Source organism: Streptomyces sp. TLI_053 (genome assembly GCF_900105395.1).
GTDB lineage: Bacteria > Actinomycetota > Actinomycetes > Streptomycetales > Streptomycetaceae > Kitasatospora.
In genome coordinates this window covers 3,154,055-3,179,837 of the sequence record NZ_LT629775.1, presented here as the reverse complement: position 1 = coordinate 3,179,837, position 25,783 = coordinate 3,154,055, and the positions used below count along the sequence as shown (strand labels likewise).

The 25,783-nt window shown below is 72.1% G+C and carries 22 protein-coding genes; 13 read left to right on the top strand and 9 right to left on the bottom strand.

The annotated features are described in order from the left end of the window. Positions 1-112 precede the first annotated feature (112 nt). From BLU95_RS12485 to BLU95_RS12475, 3 genes are all read right to left on the bottom strand, one after another. A complete protein-coding gene (locus BLU95_RS12485) occupies positions 113-1,588 on the bottom strand; it encodes a PLL family lectin (RefSeq protein WP_197698754.1) in 1,476 nt (491 codons plus the stop codon). Between the two features lie 392 nt (positions 1,589-1,980). Beyond that, positions 1,981-2,700, bottom strand: a complete 720-nt coding sequence (locus tag BLU95_RS12480; protein ID WP_093864830.1) for an ABC transporter permease — start codon at positions 2,698-2,700, stop codon at positions 1,981-1,983. Positions 2,701-2,741: 41 nt separating this feature from the next. Then, positions 2,742-3,668 carry an ABC transporter ATP-binding protein gene (locus tag BLU95_RS12475; RefSeq protein ID WP_093860088.1) on the bottom strand — a complete coding sequence of 309 codons (927 nt, stop codon included), beginning with the start codon at positions 3,666-3,668 and terminating at the stop codon, positions 2,742-2,744. Between the two features lie 164 nt (positions 3,669-3,832). Between BLU95_RS12475 and BLU95_RS12470 the strand changes: the two genes are divergently transcribed. The 8 genes from BLU95_RS12470 to BLU95_RS12435 are packed head-to-tail and all read left to right on the top strand — an operon-like array spanning position 3,833 to position 10,625. Continuing rightward, complete coding sequence (locus tag BLU95_RS12470; protein ID WP_093860087.1) at positions 3,833-4,678, top strand: helix-turn-helix transcriptional regulator; 846 nt, start codon at positions 3,833-3,835, stop codon at positions 4,676-4,678. Positions 4,679-4,687: 9 nt separating this feature from the next. Beyond that, positions 4,688-6,103, top strand: a complete 1,416-nt coding sequence (gene sufB / locus BLU95_RS12465) for a Fe-S cluster assembly protein SufB (RefSeq protein ID WP_093860086.1) — start codon at positions 4,688-4,690, stop codon at positions 6,101-6,103. Between the two features lie 60 nt (positions 6,104-6,163). Beyond that, entirely contained in the window at positions 6,164-7,396 is a 1,233-nt protein-coding gene (gene sufD, locus BLU95_RS12460; RefSeq protein WP_093860085.1) for a Fe-S cluster assembly protein SufD, read from the top strand. A gap of 5 nt (positions 7,397-7,401) precedes the next feature. Continuing rightward, on the top strand, positions 7,402-7,719 hold the full coding sequence (locus BLU95_RS12455; protein WP_030394948.1) for a bifunctional 3-phenylpropionate/cinnamic acid dioxygenase ferredoxin subunit: 318 nt from the start codon (positions 7,402-7,404) through the stop codon (positions 7,717-7,719). A gap of 6 nt (positions 7,720-7,725) precedes the next feature. Beyond that, complete coding sequence (gene sufC, locus BLU95_RS12450) at positions 7,726-8,490, top strand: Fe-S cluster assembly ATPase SufC (RefSeq protein WP_093860084.1); 765 nt, start codon at positions 7,726-7,728, stop codon at positions 8,488-8,490. A 23-nt stretch (positions 8,491-8,513) separates the two neighbouring features. Then, on the top strand, positions 8,514-9,761 hold the full coding sequence (locus BLU95_RS12445; RefSeq protein ID WP_173862256.1) for a cysteine desulfurase: 1,248 nt from the start codon (positions 8,514-8,516) through the stop codon (positions 9,759-9,761). Between the two features lie 16 nt (positions 9,762-9,777). Beyond that, positions 9,778-10,227 (top strand): Fe-S cluster assembly sulfur transfer protein SufU, encoded by a 450-nt coding sequence (sufU, locus tag BLU95_RS12440; RefSeq protein WP_093860082.1) that lies wholly within the window; start codon positions 9,778-9,780, stop codon positions 10,225-10,227. A 23-nt stretch (positions 10,228-10,250) separates the two neighbouring features. Next, positions 10,251-10,625: a metal-sulfur cluster assembly factor gene (locus tag BLU95_RS12435; RefSeq protein ID WP_093860081.1), complete on the top strand. Its 375-nt coding sequence runs from the start codon at positions 10,251-10,253 to the stop codon at positions 10,623-10,625. Positions 10,626-10,982: 357 nt separating this feature from the next. Here the strand turns inward: BLU95_RS12435 and BLU95_RS12430 are convergent, their stop codons facing one another. The 3 genes from BLU95_RS12430 to BLU95_RS12420 form a co-directional block, all read right to left on the bottom strand. Further along, the gene (locus BLU95_RS12430) at positions 10,983-11,885 is read right to left on the bottom strand and encodes a phosphotransferase (RefSeq protein WP_093860080.1); all 903 of its coding nucleotides are present in this window, start codon (positions 11,883-11,885) and stop codon (positions 10,983-10,985) included. A 145-nt stretch (positions 11,886-12,030) separates the two neighbouring features. Further along, on the bottom strand, positions 12,031-12,465 hold the full coding sequence (locus tag BLU95_RS12425; protein WP_159424870.1) for an ATP-binding protein: 435 nt from the start codon (positions 12,463-12,465) through the stop codon (positions 12,031-12,033). A gap of 98 nt (positions 12,466-12,563) precedes the next feature. Beyond that, on the bottom strand, positions 12,564-13,769 hold the full coding sequence (locus BLU95_RS12420) for a helix-turn-helix domain-containing protein (RefSeq protein ID WP_093860078.1): 1,206 nt from the start codon (positions 13,767-13,769) through the stop codon (positions 12,564-12,566). Between the two features lie 212 nt (positions 13,770-13,981). Here BLU95_RS12420 and BLU95_RS12415 point away from each other — a divergent pair, with 212 nt between their 5' ends. After that, positions 13,982-14,641 carry a Uma2 family endonuclease gene (locus BLU95_RS12415; RefSeq protein ID WP_093860077.1) on the top strand — a complete coding sequence of 220 codons (660 nt, stop codon included), beginning with the start codon at positions 13,982-13,984 and terminating at the stop codon, positions 14,639-14,641. 407 nt (positions 14,642-15,048) lie between these two features. Here the strand turns inward: BLU95_RS12415 and BLU95_RS12410 are convergent, their stop codons facing one another. Continuing rightward, positions 15,049-16,380 (bottom strand): MFS transporter, encoded by a 1,332-nt coding sequence (locus BLU95_RS12410; RefSeq protein ID WP_093860076.1) that lies wholly within the window; start codon positions 16,378-16,380, stop codon positions 15,049-15,051. A 347-nt stretch (positions 16,381-16,727) separates the two neighbouring features. On the opposite strand from BLU95_RS12410, the gene BLU95_RS12405 reads away from it, so the two are divergent. Next, positions 16,728-18,356 (top strand): hypothetical protein, encoded by a 1,629-nt coding sequence (locus tag BLU95_RS12405; protein WP_231978535.1) that lies wholly within the window; start codon positions 16,728-16,730, stop codon positions 18,354-18,356. 51 nt (positions 18,357-18,407) lie between these two features. Here BLU95_RS12405 and BLU95_RS12400 read toward each other — a convergent pair whose 3' ends face one another. Next, positions 18,408-18,854 (bottom strand): VOC family protein, encoded by a 447-nt coding sequence (locus BLU95_RS12400; RefSeq protein WP_093860075.1) that lies wholly within the window; start codon positions 18,852-18,854, stop codon positions 18,408-18,410. A 251-nt stretch (positions 18,855-19,105) separates the two neighbouring features. Here BLU95_RS12400 and BLU95_RS12395 point away from each other — a divergent pair, with 251 nt between their 5' ends. After that, positions 19,106-20,260: a hypothetical protein gene (locus BLU95_RS12395; protein WP_093860074.1), complete on the top strand. Its 1,155-nt coding sequence runs from the start codon at positions 19,106-19,108 to the stop codon at positions 20,258-20,260. Between the two features lie 325 nt (positions 20,261-20,585). Next, positions 20,586-22,070 (top strand): alkaline phosphatase PhoX, encoded by a 1,485-nt coding sequence (locus BLU95_RS12390; protein WP_093860073.1) that lies wholly within the window; start codon positions 20,586-20,588, stop codon positions 22,068-22,070. A gap of 107 nt (positions 22,071-22,177) precedes the next feature. On the opposite strand, the gene BLU95_RS12385 is transcribed toward BLU95_RS12390, so the two are convergent. Beyond that, the gene (locus BLU95_RS12385) at positions 22,178-23,779 is read right to left on the bottom strand and encodes a PucR family transcriptional regulator (RefSeq protein WP_093860072.1); all 1,602 of its coding nucleotides are present in this window, start codon (positions 23,777-23,779) and stop codon (positions 22,178-22,180) included. A 266-nt stretch (positions 23,780-24,045) separates the two neighbouring features. Here BLU95_RS12385 and pruA point away from each other — a divergent pair, with 266 nt between their 5' ends. Beyond that, positions 24,046-25,674 (top strand): L-glutamate gamma-semialdehyde dehydrogenase, encoded by a 1,629-nt coding sequence (pruA, locus tag BLU95_RS12380; protein ID WP_093860071.1) that lies wholly within the window; start codon positions 24,046-24,048, stop codon positions 25,672-25,674. Positions 25,675-25,783 lie beyond the last annotated feature (109 nt).

Below are 25,783 nucleotides of genomic sequence, written 5' to 3'. Positions count from 1 at the left end.
AGGGCTGAGGCCCGGCGCGTCCCGCACCGGGCGGCTCATGGCGGCCCCCCGCTCACCCGAGCGAGGGGCCGCCGTCGTGGGCGGGCGGTGCGGGACGCGCCGGGCGTGACGGTCAGGACACCAGCTTGACGACCGCCTGCGCCGCCGCCTTCCCCGCCGCGGACACGATCGCCTGCACGAGGTCGCCGAGAGCGCCCGCGACGCCCGCCGCGAGAGTGTCCGTCGCGTCCAGGTCGGCCTTGAAGGTGCCGGCGAGGATGCCGTCCCACTTCTCGGTGATCTTCGGATTGTTGCCGGTGAACGTGAAGTCGTCGTTGCGGTCCGGGGTGCCGAAGGGCAGACCGGCGACGGTCCCCTCCGTGTGACCGGAGTGCTGGAAGGTGAACACGGTCCCGTCCGGCGTCATCACGGCGGCGGTGATCGTGTAGTCGATGTTGTCGAAGCCGCTGTCGTGCGCGTGGGTGCTGAACGAGAAGAAGCCGTCCTGCCGCATCACGACGTGCGCCGCGCCTCCGATGGCGATGTCGGTGGTGACGTTCTGGTCGAAGTTCTTGCTCGAGGTGTCGTACCAGAAGCTGTCCTGGACCGAGCTGTCACCGCCGATCCACCAGAGTTCCATGCTGCCGGGGATGCGGGAGACGGCGGTGATGCCGCCGTTGGTGGAGGCGTTTCCGGCGGGGGCGATCTCGTAGCGGGTCCACGGTGCGCCGTCGTACCAGTACGCGCCCTGGACGGAGCCGTTGGCTCCGGTGAACCAGAGTTCCATGCTGCCGGGGATGCGGGAGACGGCGGTGATGCCGCCGTTGGTGGAGGCGTTTCCGGCGGGGGCGATCTCGTAGCGGGTCCACGGTGCGCCGTCGTACCAGTACGCGCCCTGAATGGAGCCGTTGGCTCCGGTGAACCAGAGTTCCATGCTGCCGGGGATGCGGGAGACGGCGGTGATGCCGCCGTTGGTGGAGGCGTTTCCGGCGGGGGCGATCTCGTAGCGGGTCCACGGTGCGCCGTCGTACCAGTACGCGCCCTGAATGGAGCCGTTGGCTCCGGTGAACCAGAGTTCCATGCTGCCGGGGATGCGGGAGACGGCGGTGATGCCGCCGTTGGTGGAGGCGTTTCCGGCGGGGGCGATCTCGTAGCGGGTCCACGGTGCGCCGTCGTACCAGTACGCGCCCTGGACGGAGCCGTTGCCTCCGATCCACCAGAGTTCCATGCTGCCCGGGATGCGCGACACGGCCGTGATGCCGCCGTTGGTGGAGGCGCTCCCGGCGGGGGCGATCTCGTAGCGGGTCCACGGTGCGCCGTCGTACCAGTACGCGCCCTGGACGGAGCCGTTGCCTCCGATCCACCAGAGTTCCATGCTGCCCGGGATGCGCGACACGGCCGTGATGCCGCCGTTGGTGGAGGCGCTCCCGGCGGGCGCGATCTCGTAGCGGGTCCACGGTGCGCCGTCGTACCAGTACGCGCCCTGGACGGAGCCGTTGCCTCCGATCCACCAGACTTCCATGCTGCCCGCGATGCGGGAGACGGCCGCGAGCGCGCTGGACTGCGCCGCGCTGCCGGCCGACGAGAGTGTGAAGCGGTTCCAACTCATCTGGGATCCTCCAGTGCTGCGCCGTCCCGACAGACGGGCCGGGGTGCCCGGCCCGGGCCGCGCGGGCGCCGTCCGGTGTCCCGGTCGGGCGCTCAACGCGTGCTCCCACGTTAGGAATTGGCGGGAGTTCGAGCACGGGGCACCGGTCCTGGTTGTGTCCCGGGACCACGGCACCAGCCGGAGCGCTCCGCCCTGGGACCGCTGACCCGTCGGTGGAACCGTTGGGCGGGGTCCGTTCTGTCGGAGGGTCGGCACATCCGGCCCGGGCCGGGCCGGCGCATCCGGCCCGGCGCATCCGGCCCGGCGCATCCGGCCCGGCCGCACGGAGAACGGCGACGGCCCCCCGGTTCCGGAGAACCGGGGGGCCGTCGTGTCACGCGGTCGAGCGGGGTCTACTCCCAGCGGAAGAAGCGCGCGGCGGCGGCGAGGCCGAGGACGGCCCAGCCGCCCAGCAGGCCGAGGTCGGCCCACGGGACCCCCGCGCCGCCCTGGAGCACCGAGCGCAGACCGTCCGACAGCGCGGCGATCGGCAGCAGCTCCAGCACGGACTGCGCCGCCGCCGGGAACTTCGACAGCGGCACGACCACCCCGCCCGCGAGCAGCAGCAGGACGAAGACCAGGTTGGCGGCCGCCAGCGTCGCCTCCGCCTTGAGCGTGCCGGCCATCAGCAGGCCGAGCCCGGAGAAGGCGGCGGTGCCGAGCACGAGCAGGGCGGCCACGGTGAGCGGGCTGCCCTGCGGCGACCAGCCGAGGGCCAGCGCGATCACCGACAGCAGGGCCACCTGGAGCGCCTCGGTGACCAGGACGCAGCCGGTCTTGGCGGTCAGCAGCGCCCAGCGCGGCAGCGGGCTGGCGCCCAGCCGCTTCAGCACGCCGTAGCGGCGCTCGAAGCCGGTGGCGATGGCCTGCCCGGTGAAGGCCGTCGACATCACGGCGAGCGCGAGCAGTCCCGGCGCGAGGAAGTCGACCCGCTTGCCGGGCCCCTCGACGGCGACGATGTCCACCGCGGAGAAGAGCACCAGCAGCACCGTCGGGATGACCACGGTGAGCAGCAGCTGCTCGCCGTTGCGCAGCAGCATCCGGGTCTCGAACGCCGTCTGGGCGAGCAGCATCCGGCCGACCGGCGCCGCTCCGGGACGGGGGGAGTAGTCGGTCACGAGCGCAGGTCCCGTCCGGTCAGGTCGAGGAAGACGTCTTCGAGGCTGCGGCGCTGCACCGCGAGCCGCTCCGGGAGGATGCCGGTGGCCGCGCACCAGGCGGTGACGGCGGCCAGCAGCTGCGGGTCGACCGGCGCCTCGATGCGGTAGCTCCCGGGAGTGGGCTCGGCGGCGGTGGCGCCCTCGGGCAGTTCCTTGAGCAGGGTGGTGAGGTCGAGCCCGGGCGGGCCGTCGAAGCGCACGCTCGACTCGGCGCCGCCGCGGCACAGCTCCTCCGGGGTGCCGCCGGCGATCACCCGGCCCCGGTCGACGATCGCGACCCGGTCGGCGAGCTGCTCGGCCTCGTCCATGTGGTGGGTGGTGACGACCACGGTGACGCCGTCCCGGCGCAGGTCGCGGACCAGCTCCCAGGTGGCGCGGCGGGCCTGCGGGTCGAGGCCCGCGGTGGGCTCGTCCAGGAAGACCAGCTCGGGGCGGCCGACCACGGCCATCGCCAGGGCGAGCCGCTGCTGCTGGCCGCCGGAGAGCCGGCGGTAGGTGGTGCGGCCGCAGGAGCCCAGGCCGAGCCGTTCGACCAGCGCGTCGACGTCCAGCGGGTGGGCGTGCAGCTTCGCGGTGTGCCGGAGCATCTCGACGGCGCGGGCGCCCGCGTACACGCCGCCGGACTGCAGCATCACGCCGATCCGGGGGCGCAGCTCGGCGTTCTGCGCGACCGGGTCGAGGCCGAGCACCCGGACGGTGCCGGCGTCGGGGCGGCGGTAGCCCTCGCAGGTCTCGACGGTGGTGGTCTTGCCGGCGCCGTTCGGGCCGAGCACGGCGGTGACGGTGCCGCGGGAAATACGCAGGTCGAGACCGTCCACCGCGGTCTTCTCGCCGTAGCGCTTGACCAGCCCGGTGATCTGGACCGCGGGTTCGGATTGCATGCCTGTGAGTCTAAGAGGGGCCAACGGATGGCCCCGACACCGGGTTTGGTGATCATTTCCGCAGGTCAGGTAAGGCTAACCTGCGTGACAGATGCCACGGGTGAGGCCTGGGTCACGGCTTGTCCTGCCGGAAGTAATTACGCAACACTGGTGTTGTGAAAAACATGCGCGAGCACTCCACGCAGCAGGAGGCCGAGTCGGCCCCCGGCTGCGCCGTGCCCGCGACGGCGGCAGAGGTGCTGCTGGAGGGCCATCGGGCCACCCGGGACCGGGTCGCCCGGTCGATCCTGGACCACGGCCCCTCCTCTGCCGCCGACCTGGCGAGCCGGCTCGGCCTCACGACCGCCGCCGTCCGCCGTCACCTGGACGGCCTGACCGCCGCCGGCCTGGTCGAGTCCCGCGAGCAGCGGGTCTACGGCAGCCGCGGCCGGGGCCGTCCGGCCAAGGTCTTCGCCCTGACCGACGGTGGTCGCGACGCCTTCTACCAGGCGTACGACCAGCTCGCCGCCGACGCCCTGCGCTGGATCTCCGACGCGGTCGGCGGCGGCAAGGCCGGGGAGGAGGCGGTCGCCGCCTTCGCCCGGGCCCGGTTCGGCCGGCAGGCGGAGAAGTACGTCGAGGCGCTCAGCTCCGCCGGAGCGGGCGAGCGTACCGAGGCACTGGCCCAGGCGCTCAGTGCCGACGGGTACGCTGCCACGGTGCGGCGGGTCCCGTCTGCCGCGGCCCAGGCCCCGGCGGGCGCCCAGCTCTGCCAGCACCACTGCCCGGTCGCGCACATCGCCGAGCAGTTCCCGCAGCTCTGCGAGGCGGAGACCGAGGTCTTCTCCCAGTTGCTGGGCACCCATGTGCAACGACTGGCCACCATCGCCCACGGCGACGGGGTCTGCACGACCTATGTGCCGGCACCCGGTGCCGCATCGTCGCCCGCCCTGCGCACCGCCGCGGGCCGGGACACCGATGCCGCGCCGACTGCCGGTACGTCCACCGAAGATTCAGCGTCCGCGCGTTAGGAAGCTCGCATGACTGACACCGTTTCGCACCCCGAGCTCGAGGGCCTGGGCAACTACGAGTACGGCTGGGCCGACCCGGACGTGGCCGGCGCCGAGGCCAAGCGCGGGCTCAGCGAGGACGTGGTCCGCGACATCTCGGCGAAGAAGAACGAGTCCGAGTGGATGCTGAACCTGCGCCTCAAGGGCCTGAAGCTGTTCGGAAAGAAGCCCATGCCGACCTGGGGCTCCGACCTCTCCGGCATCGACTTCGACAACATCAAGTACTTCGTCCGCTCCACCGAGAAGCAGGCCGAGTCGTGGGAGGACCTGCCCGCGGACATCAAGGCCACCTACGACAAGCTCGGCATCCCGGAGGCGGAGAAGCAGCGCCTGGTCGCCGGTGTCGCCGCCCAGTACGAGTCCGAGGTCGTCTACCACCAGATCCGCGAGGACCTGGAGGAGCAGGGCGTCATCTTCCTGGACACCGACACCGCGCTGCGCGAGCACCCGGAGATCTTCCAGGAGTACTTCGGCACCGTCATCCCGGTCGGCGACAACAAGTTCGCCGCGCTGAACACGGCCGTGTGGTCCGGCGGCTCCTTCATCTACGTGCCGAAGGGTGTCCACGTCGACATCCCGCTCCAGGCCTACTTCCGGATCAACACCGAGAACATGGGCCAGTTCGAGCGGACGCTGATCATCGTCGACGAGGACGCCTACGTCCACTACGTCGAGGGCTGCACCGCCCCGATCTACTCCTCCGACTCGCTGCACTCCGCGGTCGTGGAGATCATCGTCAAGAAGGGCGGCCGCTGCCGCTACACGACCATCCAGAACTGGTCGAACAACGTCTACAACCTGGTCACCAAGCGCGCCGTGGCGTACGAGGGCGCGACCATGGAGTGGGTCGACGGCAACATCGGCTCCAAGGTCACCATGAAGTACCCGGCCGTCTACCTGATGGGCGAGCACGCCAAGGGCGAGACCCTGTCGATCGCCTTCGCGGGCGAGGGCCAGCACCAGGACGCCGGCGCCAAGATGGTCCACATGGCGCCGAACACCTCCTCCAACATCGTCTCCAAGTCGGTGGCGCGCGGCGGCGGCCGGACCTCCTACCGGGGTCTGATCGAGATCGGCGAGGGCTCCAAGGGCGCCAAGTCCAACGTGCTCTGCGACGCGCTGCTGGTCGACACGATCTCCCGCTCGGACACCTACCCCTACGTGGACGTCCGCGAGGACGACGTGTCCATGGGCCACGAGGCGACCGTCTCCAAGGTCAGCGAGGACCAGCTCTTCTACCTGATGAGCCGCGGCATGACCGAGTTCGAGGCCATGGCGATGATCGTCCGCGGCTTCGTCGAGCCGATCGCGCGCGAGCTCCCGATGGAGTACGCGCTGGAGCTGAACCGGCTGATCGAGCTGCAGATGGAGGGCTCCGTCGGCTGACCCGCCGGCCGCCCGCCGTCCATCGACACTTTTTTGAGGAAGAGAGCACAACGAACAGCCATGGCTGACGTCCAGAACAACTCCGGCTCCACCACCGCCGGTTCGATCGAGGTCGGCACCGCCGGTGCCGGCGCCCAGCTCGCCGGGCCCGGCACCGGTCGGGACAGTGTCCGCCAGCCGATCGACGCGCGCGTCGCGGTCGCGCCGTCCTTCGACGTCGCGGACTTCCCGGTGCCCACCGGCCGCGAGGAGGACTGGCGGTTCACCCCGCTGCACCGCCTCGGCGGCCTGCACGACGGCACCGCCGCCACCGCCGACAAGGGCGAGGACAAGGTCGAGCTGAGCCTGCCCGAGGGGGTCACCGCCGAGACCGTCGGCCGTGACGACGCCCGTCTCGGCAAGGCCGGCAAGCCGGTCGACCGGGTCGCCGCGCAGGCGTTCAGCGCCTTCGAGCAGGCGCTCGTGGTCACCGTCCCCAAGGAGACGGTGCTCACCGAGCCGGTGCGGATCGACGTCCACGGCGAGGGCGGCACCCGCTTCGCGCACGTGGTCGTCGACGTCAAGCCGTTCGCCGAGGCGGTCGTGGTGATCAACCACACCGGCACCGGCACCCGCGCGGCCAACGTCGAGCTGCTGGTCGGCGACGGCGCCAAGCTGACCTTCGTCTCGGTCCAGGACTGGGAGCGCGACGCCGTGCACGTCGCCCAGCAGACCGCGCTGGTCGGCCGCGACGCCTCGCTGAAGTCCGTCGTCGTCACCTTCGGCGGCGACGTGGTGCGGATCCACCCGCGGGTCAACTACGCCGCTCCCGGTGGCGAGGCCGAGCTGTTCGGCCTCTACTTCGCCGACGCCGGCCAGCACCTCGAGCACCGTCTGGTCATCGACCACGACACCCCGCACTGCCGCTCCAACGTCGTCTACAAGGGCGCGCTGCAGGGCCAGGACGCGCACGCGGTGTGGATCGGCGACGTGCTGATCCGCGCCGCCGCCGAGGGCACCGACACCTACGAGCTCAACCGCAACCTGGTGCTCACCGACGGCGCCCGGGTCGACTCGGTGCCGAACCTGGAGATCGAGACCGGCGAGATCGTCGGCGCCGGTCACGCCTCCGCCACCGGCCGCTTCGACGACGAGCAGCTCTTCTACCTGCAGGCCCGCGGCATCCCGGCCGACGAGGCCCGCCGCCTGGTGGTGCGCGGCTTCTTCGCCGAGCTGGTCCAGCAGATCGGTGTCGCCGAGATCCAGGACCACCTCATGGAGAAGATCGAGGCCGAGCTGGAAGCGGCGGTCTGACACCCATGAGCTTCCTTCGCGCCTGTGCGCTGAGCGAACTGGCTGAGGACGTGCCCAAGCGCGTCGACCTCAACGGCGTACCGGTCGCCGTCGTCCGCACCGACGAGGGGGTGTTCGCGGTCAACGACATCTGCTCGCACGCGAACGTCTCGCTCTCCGAGGGCGAGGTCGAGGACTGCATGATCGAGTGCTGGCTGCACGGCTCCAGCTTCGACCTGCGCACCGGCAAGCCCTCCGGCCTGCCCGCCACCCGGCCGGTCGCTGTCTACCCCGTAAAGATCGAAGGGGACGATGTGCTCGTCTCCGTCAACCAGGAGTCCTGAGTACACATGGCTACCCTTGAAATCCGCGACCTGCACGTCTCCGTCGAGGCCGAGAACGGTCCCCGGGAGATCCTGAAGGGCGTCGACCTGACCGTGAAGCAGGGCGAGACCCACGCCATCATGGGTCCGAACGGCTCCGGCAAGTCCACCCTGGCCTACTCCCTGGCCGGCCACCCCAAGTACACCGTCACCGGCGGCTCGGTGCTGCTGGACGGCGAGGACGTCCTGGAGATGTCCGTCGACGAGCGTGCCCGGGCCGGCGTCTTCCTGGCCATGCAGTACCCGGTCGAGGTCCCCGGCGTCTCGGTCTCCAACTTCCTGCGCACCGCCGCCACCGCCGTCCGCGGCGAGGCCCCCAAGCTGCGGCTGTGGGTCAAGGAGGTCAAGGAGGCGATGGCCGGTCTGCAGATGGACCCGGCGTTCGCCGAGCGCAACGTCAACGAGGGCTTCTCCGGCGGTGAGAAGAAGCGCCACGAGATCCTCCAGCTGGAGCTGCTCAAGCCGAAGATCGCGATCCTCGACGAGACCGACTCCGGCCTGGACGTCGACGCGCTGCGGGTCGTCTCCGAGGGCATCAACCGGGTCCGTTCCACCGGGGAGGTGGGCACCCTCCTGGTCACCCACTACACCCGCATCCTGCGGTACATCAAGCCCGACCACGTCCACGTCTTCGCGGGCGGCCGCATCGTCGAGTCCGGCGGCGCCGAGCTGGCCGACAAGCTGGAGGCGGAGGGCTACGAGGCCTATGTGAAGGGTGGCGCGTCCGAGTGACATCCACGCACGAGTCGGCGGTCCTGCCCGGCCTGCTCGACACCGACGCGATCCGCAAGGACTTCCCGGTCCTGCAGCGCCTGCTGCACGACGGCAAGCCGCTGGTCTACCTGGACAACGCGGCCACCTCGCAGAAGCCCCGCCAGGTGCTCGACGCCCTGAACGCCTACTACGAGCGGCACAACGCCAACGTCCACCGCGGCGTGCACGTGCTCGCCGAGGAGGCCACGGCGCTGTACGAGGGCGCCCGGGACAAGGTCGCGGCGTTCGTCAACGCGCCGAGCCGCAACGAGGTGGTGTTCACCAAGAACGCCTCCGAGTCGCTCAACCTGGTCGCCAACATGCTGACCTGGGCGGACGAGCCGTACCGGGTGGACGCCGAGTCCGAGATCGTCATCACGGAGATGGAGCACCACTCCAACATCGTCCCGTGGCAGCTGCTCTCGCAGCGCACCGGCGCGAAGCTGAAGTGGTTCGGGCTGACCGACGAGGGCCGGCTCGACCTGTCGAACATCGACGAGCTGATCACCGAGAAGACCAAGGTGGTCTCCTTCACCCTGGTCTCCAACCTGCTCGGCACGGTCAACCCGGTCGAGGCGATCGTGCGCAAGGCCCAGTCGGTCGGCGCGCTGGTCGTGATCGACGCCTCGCAGGCCGCGCCGCACATGGTGCTGGACGTCCAGGCGCTGGAGGCCGACTTCGTCGCCTTCACCGGCCACAAGATGCTGGCGCCGACCGGCATCGGCGTGCTCTGGGGCCGCCAGGAGCTGCTGGAGGACCTCCCGCCGTTCCTCGGTGGCGGCGAGATGATCGAGACCGTCACCATGGGCTCGTCCACCTACGCCCCGGCGCCGCACAAGTTCGAGGCCGGCACCCCGCCGATCGCCCAGGCGGTCGGGCTGGGCGCGGCCGTCGACTACCTGACCGGCATCGGCATGGAGCGGATCGCCGCCCACGAGCACGCCATCACCGAGTACGCGATCGAGCGGCTGCTCGAGGTCCCGGACCTGCGGATCATCGGCCCGCGCACGGCCGTCGACCGCGGCGCGGCGATCTCGTTCACGCTGGGCGACATCCACCCGCACGACGTGGGCCAGGTGCTGGACGAGCAGGGCATCGCCGTGCGCGTCGGCCACCACTGCGCGCGGCCGGTCTGCCTGCGGTACGGAATTCCCGCGACCACGCGGGCGTCGTTCTACCTGTACTCGACGCCGGGCGAGGTCGACGCGCTCGTGGACGGCCTGCACCACGTCCGGAACTTCTTCGGCTGAGGACGGGGCACGCGACATGAAGCTCGACTCGATGTACCAGGACATCATCCTGGACCACTACCGCAACCCGCACGGCAAGGGGCTGCGGGACGGTGACGCCGAGGTGCACCACGTCAACCCGACGTGCGGCGACGAGATCACCCTGCGGGTGAAGCTCGACGGCTCCACCGTCGTCGACGTCTCCTACGAGTCCCAGGGCTGCTCGATCAGCCAGGCCAGTGCCTCGGTGCTGAACGACCTGGTGGTCGGCAAGTCCGTGGGCGAGGCCCAGGCGGTCCAGGAGGCCTTCCTGGAGCTGATGCAGAGCAAGGGCCAGGGCGAGGGCGACGAGGAGGTGCTGGAGGACGCGGTCGCGTTCGCCGGCGTCTCCAAGTACCCGGCCCGGGTCAAGTGCGCCCTGCTCAGCTGGATGGCCTGGAAGGACGCCACCGCCAAGGCCCTCGCCGAGCACCCCGCCACCGACTGACACCGCAGAGGAGGACACCCGCCATGACCGAAGAGACCACCTCCCCCGCGGAGGAGACCCCGGCCGGCCCGGTCGGCACCAGCGCCGGCACCGTCTCCGTCGAGGACCTCACCGAGGCCCTGATGGACGTCGTCGACCCCGAACTGGGCATCGACGTCGTCAACCTGGGCCTGATCTACGGCGTCCACATCGACGACGCCGACGTGGCCACCATCGACATGACCCTCACCTCGGCGGCCTGCCCGCTGACCGACGTGATCGAGGACCAGGCCAGGACCGCCACCGACGGCCTGGTCAAGGACCTGCGGATCAACTGGGTCTGGATGCCGCCGTGGGGCCCGGACAAGATCACCGACGAGGGCCGCGACCAGCTCCGCGCCCTGGGCTTCAACGTCTGAGGCCCATGGATCGTCAACCCGCTGCCGCGCGAACCTCGGTTCGCGCGGCAGCGGCGTTTCCGGGGTGCACCCGCGTGGGACTCCGTCGTCGAGCAGCTCTACCGCCGTTCCCCACCGTCCACCCCCCACCCGCCTCCCGGCGGGTGCCCACCCCGGGCCCGGTCGCGTGCCGCCCGGCCGGGCGGCACGCGACCGCCGCCGAGTGCATCGGGACGGGCAGGCCCGGCAGCAATGCGTGGGCGAGGTCGGTCCGGGTCGAGCCGCGCTCCAGCCACCGGGCGACGAGGGGCGCGAGTTCGGCGGCTTCGGTCTCACCCGGGCGCAGACGCGGTTCGGACCGGATCGCGCAGAACCGGCCTACCGGTGTTCGGCGGTGAACCGTTCCAGGGTGGGGAAGGTGCCGGTGTCGATTGTGTCGGACGACTCGTACTGATCAAGCCCCATCGTGAAGAGGGCACGGCGGTACTGCCACTTGATGTGCTTGTCCTGCCGTGCGGGGTCGGTGGGTCGCATGAGGGCGAGGAAGAAGAAGCACTTGACGAGCAGGAAGTCGCCCAGGTGCTCGCTGACCCGCTGCCCGATCAGAGACGTGGTGGTCTCGTCGAGTGCGCCGGTGTAGGCGGTGCGCTGTTCCGGTGTGATGCTGTAGCCCTTGCCGCCGCCTTTGAAGGCCACGATGTCGAGCGCGGGGTAGACGTCGTAGCCGAGCGGGACCGGTCCGTGGTGCTGCCAGTCGATGACCCCGGCCCGAAGGACGTTGGGCAGGCCGTAGTCGAGATGCCCGTGCGCCATCGGGAGCCGGGCCAGCCGGTCGAGGGCGTGCTCGACCGCTTCGTGGACGCGCGGGGTGTCGAGGTCCGGGTTCTCCTCGAAGACCTCTGCCGCGAAGGCCGCCTTCGCGAACCACTGCGTAACGGGGAGGGGGTGCCTCGCCTGGGCCTGCAGGAGCTTCGATGCGACGGCGGCCGCCGTGCTGATGACCTGGTAGCTGACCTGACCGTCCCGCCTGGCGTCGGCCAGCGCCTCCTCGTGCAGCGAGGTGTCGCCGATGGCGTGCTCGACGACGAAGTAGCGCCCGTCCTCCGAGCCGCTGTCGATGATCTCCGGCACCGGGTAACCGAGGCCAGCAGCCAGCTCCTGGAACTCGATCTCCGCTCGCAGGTCCTCGCCGCCGGTCCGCTTGTAGAGCAGGCCGTCGGCCGACCTCCACACCGCGCCTCGGGTGGCGGTTCTGTCCTTCACGAACTCCCAGTCACTCATCCATCAATCCTTCCGTGGAGCCGAGTTGACGTGGATCAGATGCGGCTGTGTCGGGCGGGTCACCTGGGGCTGGGCCGACTGGCCCGGGGAAAAGCCGGCCGATGTTTCGACCGGACTTTGGGGGTGGGCGTCTTGGAGGGCGTCTTCAAATGCCGGTGGAAACGGAGAGAGTGGCGTGGACGACCTTGCCGCGCGGCCAGGGGATCACACCCCATCGCTGTTGGGTGAGAAGGCCGACGAGGAACAGCCCCCGGCCGGACTCGGCATCCAGGCCGGCATCGATCAGTACCGGCAGGCTCGCTGACCCGTCCGAGACCAGCAGTCGCACGGTGTCGCAGCTCGCGCGCCGGATGCCGACCATCATGGCTGCCCGGCAGCCGGTCCTCGCCGCGTTGCCCACCAGCTCGGACACGATCAGCTCGGCATCGTCGATCAGGCGCGGAACGTTCCACTCGGTGAGTTTGGTGCGAACCAGGAGGCGGGCGGCGCGGGCGGATTCGGGGGCGTACGGCAGTCGGAGGGTGGCCGGGGTGGAGGGCACACGCGTGAGCGAGAGGCAAGGGCGATGGGGCGTCGACATGCACTCACTGTCGCGACTTGGCCACTGGTCGTGAACGGACGGGAGGTGTCACTTCTCGAAGTCGTACAGGCGTCGAGTGAGACGCTGCGTATCACTCCTCAGCTGATGATCACGGAGGTTCCGAGGATGGACGAGAGCTTGCGCAGCTTGGCCGTGGTGGCGCTGCCCGCGCTCGCCTTCTGCGCGATCACGCCGGGCAGTCCCTGATGGCGAGCCCAGCCGGGCGCGGCCGCGCACACATCGAGCAGGGTGTCCAGGGCGGTGTCGGACTGCCGGGTCTCGGCCTGGGCGAGCGCCACGTCGAGCATCATCCGGTTCCGCGCCGACGGGGTGAGTGAACTCGTGTCGGCGAGCGATGCGAACAGGCCGAGCGCTCTTGCCGGCCGACTGGTAGAGACGGAGATGCCGATCGCCTGCGCCGTAACTGTTGCCGGTCCGAACGCCGTGCCGTTCACCATGACGTCGCGACCCATCCGCGCCGCCACCGCGTGCCCTTGTGACAGCAGATCGTCGGCACCGTCCACGTCCCCCTGGCGGGCGGCGACGACGGCGGCGAAGGTCACGTGCCATCCGTAGGTGGCGAGCATCCCGAGGTCGCGATCTCCGTACCGGGGCTCGATTGACTCGTACGACATGCGGGCGGTCTCCCCCGCTTGGTCGAGGCGGGCGTCCCGCAGGTAGATCCACGATCGGCCCGACGCCACCATGGCCGACCGGGCGGTGTCCCCGGTACGGTCGGCCTCGTGCTGCGCATGGCCGATCCCGGCGTACGCGAGATCACGCGCGCCGAACTGGTTCGCCACGTAGGCGGCGAGCCGGTAGGCGTCGGCGAGGATGCCTGCTGCCGTACCCGTCCGGTCGACCGGCGCCGCCTTCATCGCGGCGGCGGCCTCACGCAGCGCCGGGGCGACGCGGACCCCCGCGCCCACGTAGTCGCCGGAGCGGTAGGCCTCCCAAGCGGCGGCCAGTCCGGCCGCGAGGTCGGCCGACGGCGGGGGCTGTACGTCGATGCCGACGCCGGCGGCGGTGTCGTGAACGGCGCGGGACAGTGCGCGCATCATCGCCCGGTCTGCGCTTTGCATCGCGCGACGGGGAGCCTGTTGGCCGAGGACCACCGATACATCCGTGTGCAGCGCTGCCGAGATGCGAAGCAGGGTCTGGAGGCTGCCACCGAGGTTGCGTTCGGCCTTGCGGATCGTCGCTACGGACAGGCCTGACGCTTCCGCGAGTTGTTCCTGCGTCATGTCCGGCCCGCGCAGGAGCTTGATGCGCTCGCCCGTGGTGTAGTCGGTCCACTGCGTCATCCCTGGTCCCCTTCCGGGTGCACGGCCGTACCCGGAAGGTACCCGCTTCCACGGGCGGGCGGACCGTTCACGCCGCGCCGCGTCCGACGGACGGCCCGAAGGTCAATCCACTGCCGCCCAAACCGCTCCTTCGGGGGAACGGTTCGGGCGGCAGTGGTATATCTGCGACCGGGCGGCCAGGCTGGTGCCGCGACCTCGGAGGGAGCGAAGTCATGTCAGTGGTTGCGTTCGCGCAGTTGCTTCTGCCTGATTCGCCGTACGCCATGTGGGTCCGGGGGGAACTGGAGGAGTACCTCCGGCTCCCGGACGACGGTACGCGGGTGGAGGTTGTCGGAGGGGAGATCGTTGTGTCACCGGCGTCGGTAGTTACGCATGCGGTGTTCCTCGCACACATCGACCGGCCGTTCACACGTGCCACTGTGCCGGACCCGTCCTATCCGTGGCGGGCAATGCAGGGGGTCAAACTGGATCTGGTCGAGACGGGCGACGGCTACATTCCGGATCTCGTCATCGTGCATGCAGAGGTCGAGGAACGCGCGCTGGCCGGGGATATCGCTCGTCTCTATCCGCACGACATTGCCATGGTGGTCGAGGTGACATCGCCGTCGAACGCCCGTCACGACCGTCGCCCCATGTTCGGGCGGCAGGTCAAGCCGACCAAGTGGAACGGCTACGCGCGGAGTGGGGTGCCGTTCTACCTTCTGGTCGACCGTGACCCGCGGCAGCCCGGCGTCAAGCTGTTCGGTGAGCCGAACAAGGCCGAGGCCACGTACGAGGTCCTGGGCGAGTGGAAGTTCGGCGAGGCCGTCCGGCTGCCGGAGCCGTTCAGCATCGAGATCGACACGGATGCCTGGAAGCCCTGGAGCGCGTAAGCCTGGGGAACGCCGCTTGCCTGAGGACCTCGCCGCGCTGGGGTTCGTGCTACTTCGCGGGGTGACGCACTCAGCAGTGGAGGGGGTAGCTGATCCTGTTTCTGGAGGCGGGGTTGGGAGACGGCTGCCGTGCTATTTGTCGGTCTTCGGCCCCCCGGTCCCCTGTGCCCTCTCGTTCCCGGAGGTGCGTTTCCCTGCGGCATCGGCGCCCGCGCGTCCGCTCGGCGGCGTGCGGGCGGGGTTGGGGTGGGCACCCGCCGGAGGGCGGGTGGGGGGTGGACGGTGGGGAACGGTGGGAGAACTGCTCAACGAAGCAGATGATGCGCGGGGTGTTCACCCGGTGGCGGAAATGCCGCTGCCCGGGGCTTCGGAGGAGGTCCCGGGCAGCGGCGTTCGTGCGCAGGGTGTCAGGCGGCCTTGGGCCGGCGCGCCACGGCGAGGGCCAGGGCGGCGCAGAGGCCGGCGGCGAGGAGGGTGAAGCCGCTGGTGGCCGGGAGCAGGCCATAGGCCTTGACGAGGGCGCCGACGGCGACGATGGGGAGCGAGGAGCCCAGGTAGACGATGACCCACAGGGAGCTCAGCTCGGAGCCCCGGCGTTCGGGGTCCATCGCGGCGACGGCGGTGGTGAACAGGGAGCGGAAGGCGATGCCCTGGCACGCGCCGCCCAGGACGCTGCCGATGAAGAGCAGGGCCGGGGTGCCGGTGTACTGGGCGGTGACGACCAGGCCCAGGCCGGTCGCCAGGCCCGCCATGCCGAGGGCGATGACCAGGCGGTCGGCGGTCGGCGGGACGACCAGCTGGGCCAGCGCCGAGGAACCGAGCAGCAGGGCCGCGACGATCGCGCCGACCAGGCGGGAGTCGGTGTTCAGCAGCTTGGCGGAGAAGGCCGGGGCCAGGCTCAGGTAGACGCCGAACACCGCGTAGGAGACGAAGCCGGCCGAGGCCGCCAGCAGGAACTCGCGGCGGCCGGTGCGCGGCAGCCGCAGGCGCTGCGGGCGCAGGTGGGCCGGGGTGGTGATGCGCGGCGGGGAGGCCGGCGGGCGGTTGCGGCCGGGCATCCGGGGGTGGACCAGGGCCAGCGGCACGCAGAGCGCCAGCAGGGCGATCGCGTGCAGCAGGAAGGGCGTGAGCAGCGGGTCGGCGCCGTTGGCGAGCAGGGCGCCGACGACCGGGCCGAGCGCCACGCCGCCCGCCGAACAGGCGAGGGTGAGCTTGGCGGCCAGGGTCGGGCGGTCCGGCATCAGATCGCCGAGGGCGGCCCCGGCGGCGCCGGTGGACAGGCCGACGGCGATGCCCTGGACGGCCCGGCCGGCGGCCAGCTGCCAGAAGCTGCCGGAGGTCGCGAAGACCACGTCGCCCGCGGCGGCGAGGGCGACGGCGGGCAGGATCAGGGCGCGTCGGCCGAGGTGGTCGGACCAGTGGCCGACCACGGCCAGCACCGGGACCAGCGCGAACACGTAGACCGTGAAGAGGATCGTGGTGTCGAGCGGGCCCAGTCCGAGGCGTTGCTGGAGCATCGGGTAGATCGGCGTCGCCAGATTGGCGCCGATCAGCATGAGCAGCAGGCCGGCGGCCACGAGGCCGACGCGGACACCGCGCAGCGCGTTCCAGCGGCTGATCGCGGCGAGCCGGAGCTGGGCGCGGGGCGCGAGCTCCAGGGGAAGCAGGGCCTCCGACAGTCGGCGTCCGTCGAGCTGCGCGGTGCGCAGGCCGGAGCCGGCGGGGGAGAGGTCCGCCATGGCAGGGGTCTCCTGTGGCCGGGCACCACGCGGGTCGGCGGGGTGTGCCGGCGCGCCCGTCCTGGGCGCTGTGGTGGTGGCCTCGGTGCGGGCTCCCTGGTGGTGCAGGTGAGCGAGAGCGGGGCTACGTTGCCCGTCGGCGCGCGCGGGGTTGTGCGCGGTACCGACTTCGAAGGATAAGGGGTGGGCGCGCGCCGACGGCGCGCGCCCCTCGAGGCCGGGCATCGGGGGTGCCCGGCCTATACGCTGAGGTAGTGGGCCGGTACGCGGAGCTGATCTCCGCGGGCCAGGCCCGGCTGACCGCTCGGTGCAGCCCGTGGAGCTCGGTGTAGGGAGAACACGCAACGATGGCCGCACGACGTCGCAGGAACGCCGGCCCCTCGGCGGCGGGGACCCCGGGTGAGGGCGCGGTGCTGCCCGCCGACCTGGAGCTCCAGGATCTGTACGGCGCGTTCGCCGCGCACGGACTGGACGACGAGGACCTCGACGACGCGGCGGTGCTGGTGCCACCGGTCCGGCTGCCGGCCGAGACGGAGCTGGCCGCGCTGGCGAAGGCCGTCCCGATGTTCGACTGGGCGCTGCGGCTGGCCCGCTGGGCGGCCCCGCACCGGGCGGTGGACGAGTTCGGCGACCTGACCGCCCCGGACCGGCTCCCGGCCGCCCGGCTGCTCGGTCTCGCCCCCGAGGAGGGGGACGGGCCGGAGGAGGCGGTGGTCGAGGCGATGCGCGCCTGGTCGCTCGCCTGCGACCTGGACCTCGTCGAGATCGGCACCACGGCGGCCGGCGAGCACGTGGCCGTCCCGGGCCCGGACCTGGAGCCGGCCGAGGAGGGCGACCCCGAGACCGTCCTGGAGCTGTGGCTGACGGCCGCCGGGATCGTCCGCGAGCTGGCGGTGGAGGCGGACTCCCAGGAGCTGGAGCGGGAGGACGACGGGGACGCCGAGGCGGAGGAGGACGAGGAGGGCCTCGGCGAGGTCGAGGACGCCAGGGACGAGGCCGCCGAACTGCTCGACGAGGCTCTCCAGGTGCTGTACGAGACCACGGCCTTCGCCGAGCCGGGCACCGAGACGGTGCCGCTGGGCGTGCTGGCGGCGCTGCTGGTCGTCCCCGAGGGCGAGGAGCCGAGCGACGAGCTGCTGGGCGACATCACCGACGTGATGGTGGCGCTGGACCCGATGCTCGCCGACCTCTCCGAGCTGGGTCTGCTGGACTACCGGCCGATCGACCCCGAGCTCTTCGACGAGGAGGAGGGCGAGGAGCCGACCGGGGCCGGCCCGGACGGCGAGCCGGCGGAACTGGACGAGGCGGAGTCGGCCCGGTTCGGACTGGTCCGGCTCACCCCGCTCGGCCAGTACGGGATCCGCCAGTGGCTGCTGGAGGACGGCTACGACGCGCCGCTGGTCGGCGACCTGGCCGGGGGCGACGCCGCCGAGCTGCTCCGCGGCGTCAGCGAGGCCGCCAATGTGCTGCCCGAGGAGGAGCTGAAGGTCTGGCTCGAAGGACGGGAGCCGGTGGAGGCGGCGCGCGAGCTGCTGGAGGCGGCGCGCGGCAACGACGCGTACGCCCCGATGCGGCGGATGCTCTGCCACTCGGCGCTGACCCTGCTCGGCGCGCCCGCCGAACCGGCCGTGCGGGAGGTGCTGGGAGATCCGGAGCTGGGTGGCGGCGCGGCGTCCTGGCTGGTCGCGCTCGGCGCGGCGGACGTGCCGGCCCCGGACCGCGCGACGGCGCTGTGGACGGTCGTCGACGCCTTCGCGGCCCAGCTGCTGGACACCGGCGGCGATCCGGACCAGCTGCGCGAGCTGGTGGCGGAGCTGCCGGTGACGAAGGATCCGGCGGAGTACCTGGGCGAGCTGTGGCGGGTCGACCACCCGTACACGGCGGACGTGCTGGAGGCGGTCGGCGAGATGCATCCCGACCGGGCGGTGGCGAAGGAGGCCCGCAAGGCGGCGTTCAAGGCGCGCTCCAAGGGCTGAGGGGCGACAGGCCCCCCGCCCCCGCCGGCAGGTGGTGCGGCGGGCGGGGGCTCAGCGGGGCAGGTCGAGCGAGCCGTCCTCGGTGAAGGGGAAGAACGGGTTGTGGGCCAGCTCCCAGAGGTGGCCGTCCGGGTCCTCGAAGTAGCCGGAGTAGCCGCCCCAGCCGGTCGGCGCCGGCGGCTTGACCACCACGGCGCCGGCCTCCACGGCCGTCGCCAGCGCGGCGTCGACCAGGGCCGGGGACTCCAGGTTCACCGCCAGGGTGACGCCCCGGAAGGCCGGCTCGCCCGCGGACGGCACGCCCGCGTCGGCGGCCAGCTCCTCGTGCGGGAAGAGGCCGAGCACGGAGTCGGCGGTGCGGAACCAGACGATCTCCGGGCTGGAGGCGGCGGACCGGTGCCAGCCGAGGGCCTCGTAGAAGCGGGCGCTGCGCTCGAGGTCGGCCACGCCGAGGGTGACGATGCTGAGCCGGGCCGGGAAGTCCGTGGTTGCTGTCATGCCGCCAGCGTAGGGACGGGGACCGACAGCGGCGCCCCGGGCAGGGCCGTCCGGCGGGACGGGCCGGACGGGGCCGGCGGCGGCCGATCGGCGGGGGTGCGCAAAGGGCCTGATGACCCGGCAGGTCGGGCCACGTATCGTTGCCGGGGTCTACGGCACGGCGGGAACGGCGAGGACAGGGGGTGCGGCGCGGGATGACGCGGGCGAGCGGAGGCGGTCGGAGCGGTCGGTACGGGGACGGTGCGGGCACGGTGGACCCGTGCGGCCGCCCGGGGGACTGTCCGCGCGAGTGCCGGGTCGGTGACCTGGAGGAGTTCCTCGGCGGTCAGGAGGACCTCGCCCGCCGGACGCTCGACGCGGCCGACTTCCCGCTGTACGGCGTGGTGCCCGCGACGGGGCCGGGGGGTCCCGTCGCGCTGGTCGCGTTCGGCGGCGGCGCGGATCCGGCCCCGGGCTGGATCGAGGTCGGCACCGGCGACTGGGCCTCGGCGTCCGGCCCCTACGTCACCGTGCGCACCCACCGGCCGGGCGCCGACCGGTACGAGCCGCTGCCCGAGCTCGAGGACGTGGTCGAGGACGAGCGCGACCGGGTCTACGAGCAGCTCGGGGTCGACGAGGGCGACACCCCGGGCCGGGTCAGGGCGCTGCGCGAGTGGATCACCGTCGACGGCCGGGCGCACGCCGTCGAGGTGCACGAGGACCGGCGCGGCCTGTGGTCCGGCGCGCCGCTGCCCGGCTGCTGCCCGATGGGCGGCGCCGAGCCGGTCTGGGCGGGCCGGTTCCGGGTGGACGGGCTGACCGTGACGGTCTGCGGGCGCGGCGTGCCGCCGGGCGGCGTCGAACTGGCCCGGATCCAGGACCCCGAGAGCTGTCTGCGCGGCCGTACCGCGCTGCTGCGCGAGCTGGCGGCCCGGCGCGGCCGCTGCCTGCCGGTGGAGCGGCGCGAGCTGGCCCCGGTCAGCGGCCTGGAGGCGCACCGGGAGGTGATCGCGCACGGCATCAGCGAGGCCGCCGCGGTCGAGGCCCGGCTGCGGTCCGGGCGGCCGCCGCGGCCGCAGCGGGGGGCGCGCGCCGAGGCGGGCGCGCTGCGGTGGGAGGCGGCGGTGCGTCAGCAGATGCGGCTCGCCTCGGAGAGCAGGCCGGAAGCGGCGGAGGCGGTGGCCGCGATGGTGGAGCAGCTCCGGCGGCTGTCCCAGCTGACGCACTGGGTGGTGGGGACACCCGAGGGCGACGCCGCGGTGGAGGAGTCGATCCGGTACTCGGTGTTCGCCAGCGAGGTGGCGAGCCTTCCGGCGCAGCGGGCCTGGCAGCGGGTGCGGAGCGGGGAGCGAGGGGAGCACCGGATGGGTGAGCAGCTGTGGCTGGCGGCCTGGGAGCAGTGGCGGGTGGCGCGGGCCGGGTGCTGAGCCGGTCGGGTGCCGAGCGGGCCGGGTGGCCGGCCCGGGCGGGCGGCGGGCGGTCGGGGCCCGGGCCGGTTGAACGGCGGCCCTCCCGGGCGCCGAACGGGGGGTGGCCGGAGCCCGGCCGGCGGTGTGACCTGTGGGGACATGGCAAAAGTTGAGTCATGGGTTCGAATACGGTCGGCAAATGGCCGCCCTGACGCGGTGTCCCCTTCACCGGGCGTTCACCGGGCGGGCGGAGTCTGCTGGGCGTCGACGACCATTCTCGACACCTCGCAAGCCGCGCACCGGGTCCGCCCGGTCGGCACCCCAGCCTTCAGGAGTGACTGCCATGTCGCTGTCCCGCCGGGACTTCGTCAACCGTTCCACCCTCGTCGGGGCGGGCGTTCTGATCGCCGGCAGCGCGGAGGCCCTGGCCACCGCCCCGGGTGCGATCGCCGCTCCGGCCGGTGGCGAGGCGCCGGTCGCCGAGGCTGTCGAGGGCGAGCGCCTCGCGGTCGGTTACGGCCCGCTGGTCGCCGACACCCAGGGCGGCCTGCTCGCCCTGCCCAAGGGCTTCAAGTACAAGGTCGTGAACCGCGCCGGCGTCACCAAGCTGCGCACCGGTGAGTTCACCCCGAGCAACCACGACGGCACCTCGGCGTTCGAGGACGAGCGCGGCGGCAACCTGCTGGTCGTCAACCACGAGCTGTCCGGCGCCCGCGCCAACTGGCCCAACCCGGTCCCGCTGACCGAGGGCCACGTCTACGACCCGGGCGCGGCCGGCGGCTGCACCATCGTGCACGCCAAGGCCAACGGCACGGTCGAGCAGTGGGTCGGCATCGCCGGCACCTCCACCAACTGCGCCGGCGGCGTCTCCCCGTGGGGCACCTGGCTGTCCGGCGAGGAGACCGAGGACAAGGCCGGCAAGAACGGCTTCACCAAGGACCACGGCTACATCTTCGAGGTCGACCCGTTCGACGACGACTACAACCGCGACCCGCAGCCGATCAAGGCGTTCGGCCGCTACGCCCACGAGGCCGTCGTCGTCGACCCGAAGCGCGCCCACGTGTACCTGACCGAGGACGCCTCCAACCCCAACGGCCTGCTCTTCCGCTGGACCCCGCCGGCCGGCTTCAAGCACGGCCGCTACCAGCTGCGCAAGCTGGCCGCCGACGCCGGTGTGCTGGAGGCCTTCAAGGTCTTCGACGCCCAGGGCAAGTTCATCGACGACCTGTCCCGCGCCACCGCGGTCGGCACCACCTACGGCGTGGACTGGGTCAAGGTCCAGGACCGCGACGCCAAGACCGTCTCCGTCCGCAAGCAGTTCAAGGACGGCGAGGTCACCCGCGCCCGCAAGCTGGAGGGCATGTGGTGGGGTGACGGCGGCTTCTACTTCGTCTCCAGCTTCGCCCGCTCGGAGAGCCCGCTGCAGCACGACGGCCAGGTCTGGTTCTACAGCCCGGTCCGCCGCACCATCACCCTGAAGGTCCTGCTGGGCGTCAACACCGACGTCTGGGGCGACCACGACAACTACGACGGCCCGGACAACATCACCGTCTCGCCCTACGGCGGCATCGTGATCGCCGAGGACGGCGAGGGTGTCTCGCACCTGTTCGGCGCCACCGAGGACGGCCTGACCTTCCCGATCGCCCGCAACGAGCTGAACATCGGCACCGCCGAGAAGCCCGAGTTCAGCGAGTTCACCGGCGTCACCTTCTCGGACGACGGCAAGACCCTGTTCGCCAACATCCAGACCCCGGGCATCCAGCTGGCCATCACCGGCCCGTGGCACCGCCTGAACGAGCACAAGCGCGGCCAGGGCTACGGCCAGTGAGCCGACCGCTGACCGCGAGTGAGTGATCGGGGCCCGCTTCGGCGGGCCCCTTTCGCGTGCCCGGCCGACGCGTCGTTCGCCCGGCCCTCGCGCGCCCGGCCCGGGGCTCAGGAGTCGGCCGGCAGTCGCAGCTGGAGCATCGCCAGCAGCCGCTGCTGCGGCTGGGCCAGGTCGATCCCGGTCAGCTGCTCGGCCCGGCGGACCCGGTACCGCAGGGTGTTCGGGTGGATGTGCAGGGCGTCCGCCGCGACCCGGACCTCGCCCAACGCGTCCAGCCAGGCCAGCACCGACTCGGCGAGCCTGGTCCCGTGCCTGCGGTCGTAGGAGGTCAGCGCGGTGAGCCGCGGGTCGCGCAGGCCGCCGCGCTCCTGGAGCAGCGCCAGCACCTCGCTGACCAGCACCTCCGCCTGGACGTCGATCAGCGCCGCGACCTCCAGGTCGACCCCGCCGCGGCCCATCGCGTCCAGGATCCGGTCCGCCTGCGCGCGCGACTCGGGCACCTGGGCGAGGCCCTCCACGGTCGAACCGATCGCCGCACGCAGCCGGACGCCCAGGTGGTCCCCGGCCGCCTCGACCACCTCGTGCGCCCAGCCGCGCACCGTGGCCATCGGCAGATTGGCGGGCAGGTCGGGCAGCAGCACGTACACCCGGGACTCGATCGGCGCGAGCAGCGCGGCGCGGTGCCGGGCCGCCGTGTGCACCGAGATGAGGCCGGTCACCTCGGCCCGGGTGAGCTCCTCGGTGGTGCCCGCGCTGTACGCCAGCACGGTGGCCGGGTGCCGGACGTCGAGGCCGAGGTGGGTGGCCAGCGACTGCGGGCCGGTGGAACCCTCCAGCAGGCCGGTGAGCAGGGTCCGGGTGAGCCGGACGTCCGCGGACAGCTCCCGGCGGCGGCGCACCAGCTGGGCCGCGGCGACCCGGGCCGCGCCGACCAGCGCCTGTTCGGCCAGCGGCGCGAGCGGCCGGGCGCCCTCCTGCACCCAGATCGTGCCGAGCGGCTGCGCACCGGTCCTGATGCCGATCGCGAGCCGGCGGCGCAGGCCGAGTTCCGGGTGCGGGTCGACCGCGATCACGGTGTCCGAGGTGCGCAGGTGCTGGAAGACGCCCCACTCGCGGAGCTTGGAGAGGTACGGCTCGGGGCCCTGCCAGCCGAGGATGGAGAGCCGGCGCAGGTCGTCGACCTCGTCGGAGTCGGAGGAGCGCGAGTAGGCGAGCACCCGGCTGGAGGTGTCCTCGATCGAGACGATGCCGTTGGTGAGCACCGCGACGGTCTGGGCCAGCGAGAACAGGTCGCCGGCGTTGTGCTCGGGCGATCCGGGCGCGTCCGGGGTGTCCGGGCCGGCGATGATCGCCCGGGCCAGCGAGTCGAGGTGCTCCCAGCGGGTCTCCCGGCGCACCGAGAGCAGCGCCACACCGGCCTCGGTGGCCGCCTCGCGCAGCGCGTCGGCCTGGCCGGGGGCGTCCAGCTTGACGGCGACCGCGGCGGCTCCGGCCCGGCCGGCCGCGCGCAGCGCCGGGAGCGCGGCCCGGCCGCGGGCGCCGATGGCGAGCACGAGTTCGCCCGGGGCGGCGGTGGGCGGGTCCTCGGGGTCGAGGATGGCGACGTCGCGGACCGGGACGTCGAGGCCGTGCGGGGCGGTCTGAAGCTCGACCAGCGGCTCGCCGAGGGACATCAGCAGCTGCCGGAGCGGGAGGCCGGGGGCGGTCATCGGGCCTCCTCAAAGGTGTCCGACCGGGGTGTCCGACGGGCGGCGGGGGGTGGCCGCAGCCGTGGCCGGGGGTGGTGGGGGTGGCCGGCGGGTGGCCGAAGGGTGGCTTTCGTCCGAATCCTTCATCCGGTCGGACAACGCCGTCCGGATGATTTTAGCCGTCCGGCCAATCAAGCGACCCCTGATGCAGGAATAGCGTTCGTCATGTGGCCGTCGTGCGATCCGCGCCGGCTTCCCCCGCAAGGAACGAAGGAGAGCGTGCGCTCATGGATGCTGTGACCCAGGTCCCCGCGCCGGTGAACGAGCCGGTCCACAGCTACGCGCCGGGCAGCCCGGAACGGGCCCGCCTGGAGGCGAAGCTGAAGGAGCTGGGCGGCCAGGAGCCGGTCCAGCTGACCATGACGATCAACGGTGAGCGCCGGATGGGCGGCGGCACCGAGTTCCACGTCGTCCAGCCGCACAACCACGCGGCGAGGCTCGGCACCCTGCGCAACGCCACCCAGGCCGACGCGCAGGAGGCCATCGACACTGCCCTGGCCGCGGCCCCGGCCTGGCAGGCGCTCTCCTTCGACTCCCGCGCCGCGATCTTCCTGCGCGCCGCCGACCTGCTGGCCGGCCCCTGGCGCGAGACCCTGGCCGCCGCCACCATGCTCGGCCAGTCCAAGACCGCGCAGCAGGCCGAGATCGACACCCCCTGCGAGCTGGTCGACTTCCTGCGCTTCAACGTGCACTTCGCCCGCCAGATCATGGCCGAGCAGCCGATCTCCTCGGACGGCGTGTGGAACCGCAGCGACCACCGCCCGCTCGAGGGCTTCGTCTACGCGATCACCCCGTTCAACTTCACCGCCATCGCCGGCAACCTGCCGACCGCGCCGGCGCTGATGGGCAACGTGGTGCTGTGGAAGCCCTCGCCGACCCAGCAGTTCTCCGCGCACCTGCTGATGCAGCTGCTGGAGGCGGCCGGCCTGCCCAAGGGCGTCATCAACATGGTGACCGGTGACGGCCTGGACGTCTCCGCCGTCGCGCTGAAGCACCCGGCGCTGGCCGGCATCCACTTCACCGGCTCCACCGCCACCTTCCAGCACCTGTGGCGCGAGGTCGGCAACAACATCTCCGGCTACCGCACCTACCCGCGGATCGTCGGCGAGACCGGCGGCAAGGACTTCCTGGTCGCCCACCCGTCCGCCGACCGGGCCGTGCTGAAGACCGCGATGACCCGCGGCGCCTTCGAGTTCCAGGGCCAGAAGTGTTCGGCGCTCTCCCGCGCCTACGTCCCGGCCTCGATCTGGGCCGAGCTGAAGGACGAGTTCCGGGACGAGGTCGACGGCCTGACCATGGGCGACGTCACCGACCTGTCGAACTTCATGTCCGCCGTCATCGACGACCGCGCCTTCGCCAAGAACAAGGCCGCGATCGACCGCGCCCAGGCCGACCCGCAGGTCGAGGTCCTGGCCGGCGGCACCTACGACGACAGCGTGGGGTACTTCGTCCGACCGACCGTGCTGGTCTGCCAGGACCCGGCCTCGGAGTACTTCCGCGACGAGTACTTCGGCCCGGTCCTCGCCGTGCACGTCTACGAGGACGATAAGTACGACGAGATGCTGACCCAGATGGAGTCGGTCTCGGACTACGCCCTGACCGGCGCGATCATCTCGCAGGACCGCGAGGCCGTTCAGCACGCGATGCTCAAGCTGCGGAACGCGGCCGGCAACTTCTACATCAACGACAAGCCGACCGGCGCGGTCGTCGGCCAGCAGCCGTTCGGCGGCGCCCGCGCCTCGGGCACCAACGACAAGGCCGGCGCCAAGCAGAACCTCGCGCGGTGGACCTCGACCCGCTCGGTCAAGGAGACCTTCGTCCCGCCGACGGACTACCGCTACCCGCACATGGGCTGACCGTCCCACCGGGACCCGTTCGCGGTCCCCGACGCCCCCGGCCCCGCAACCGGGCGGCGTCCCACGGGCGGCGAGCCGACCACCCCCCTCGGCTCGCCGCCCGTCCTTT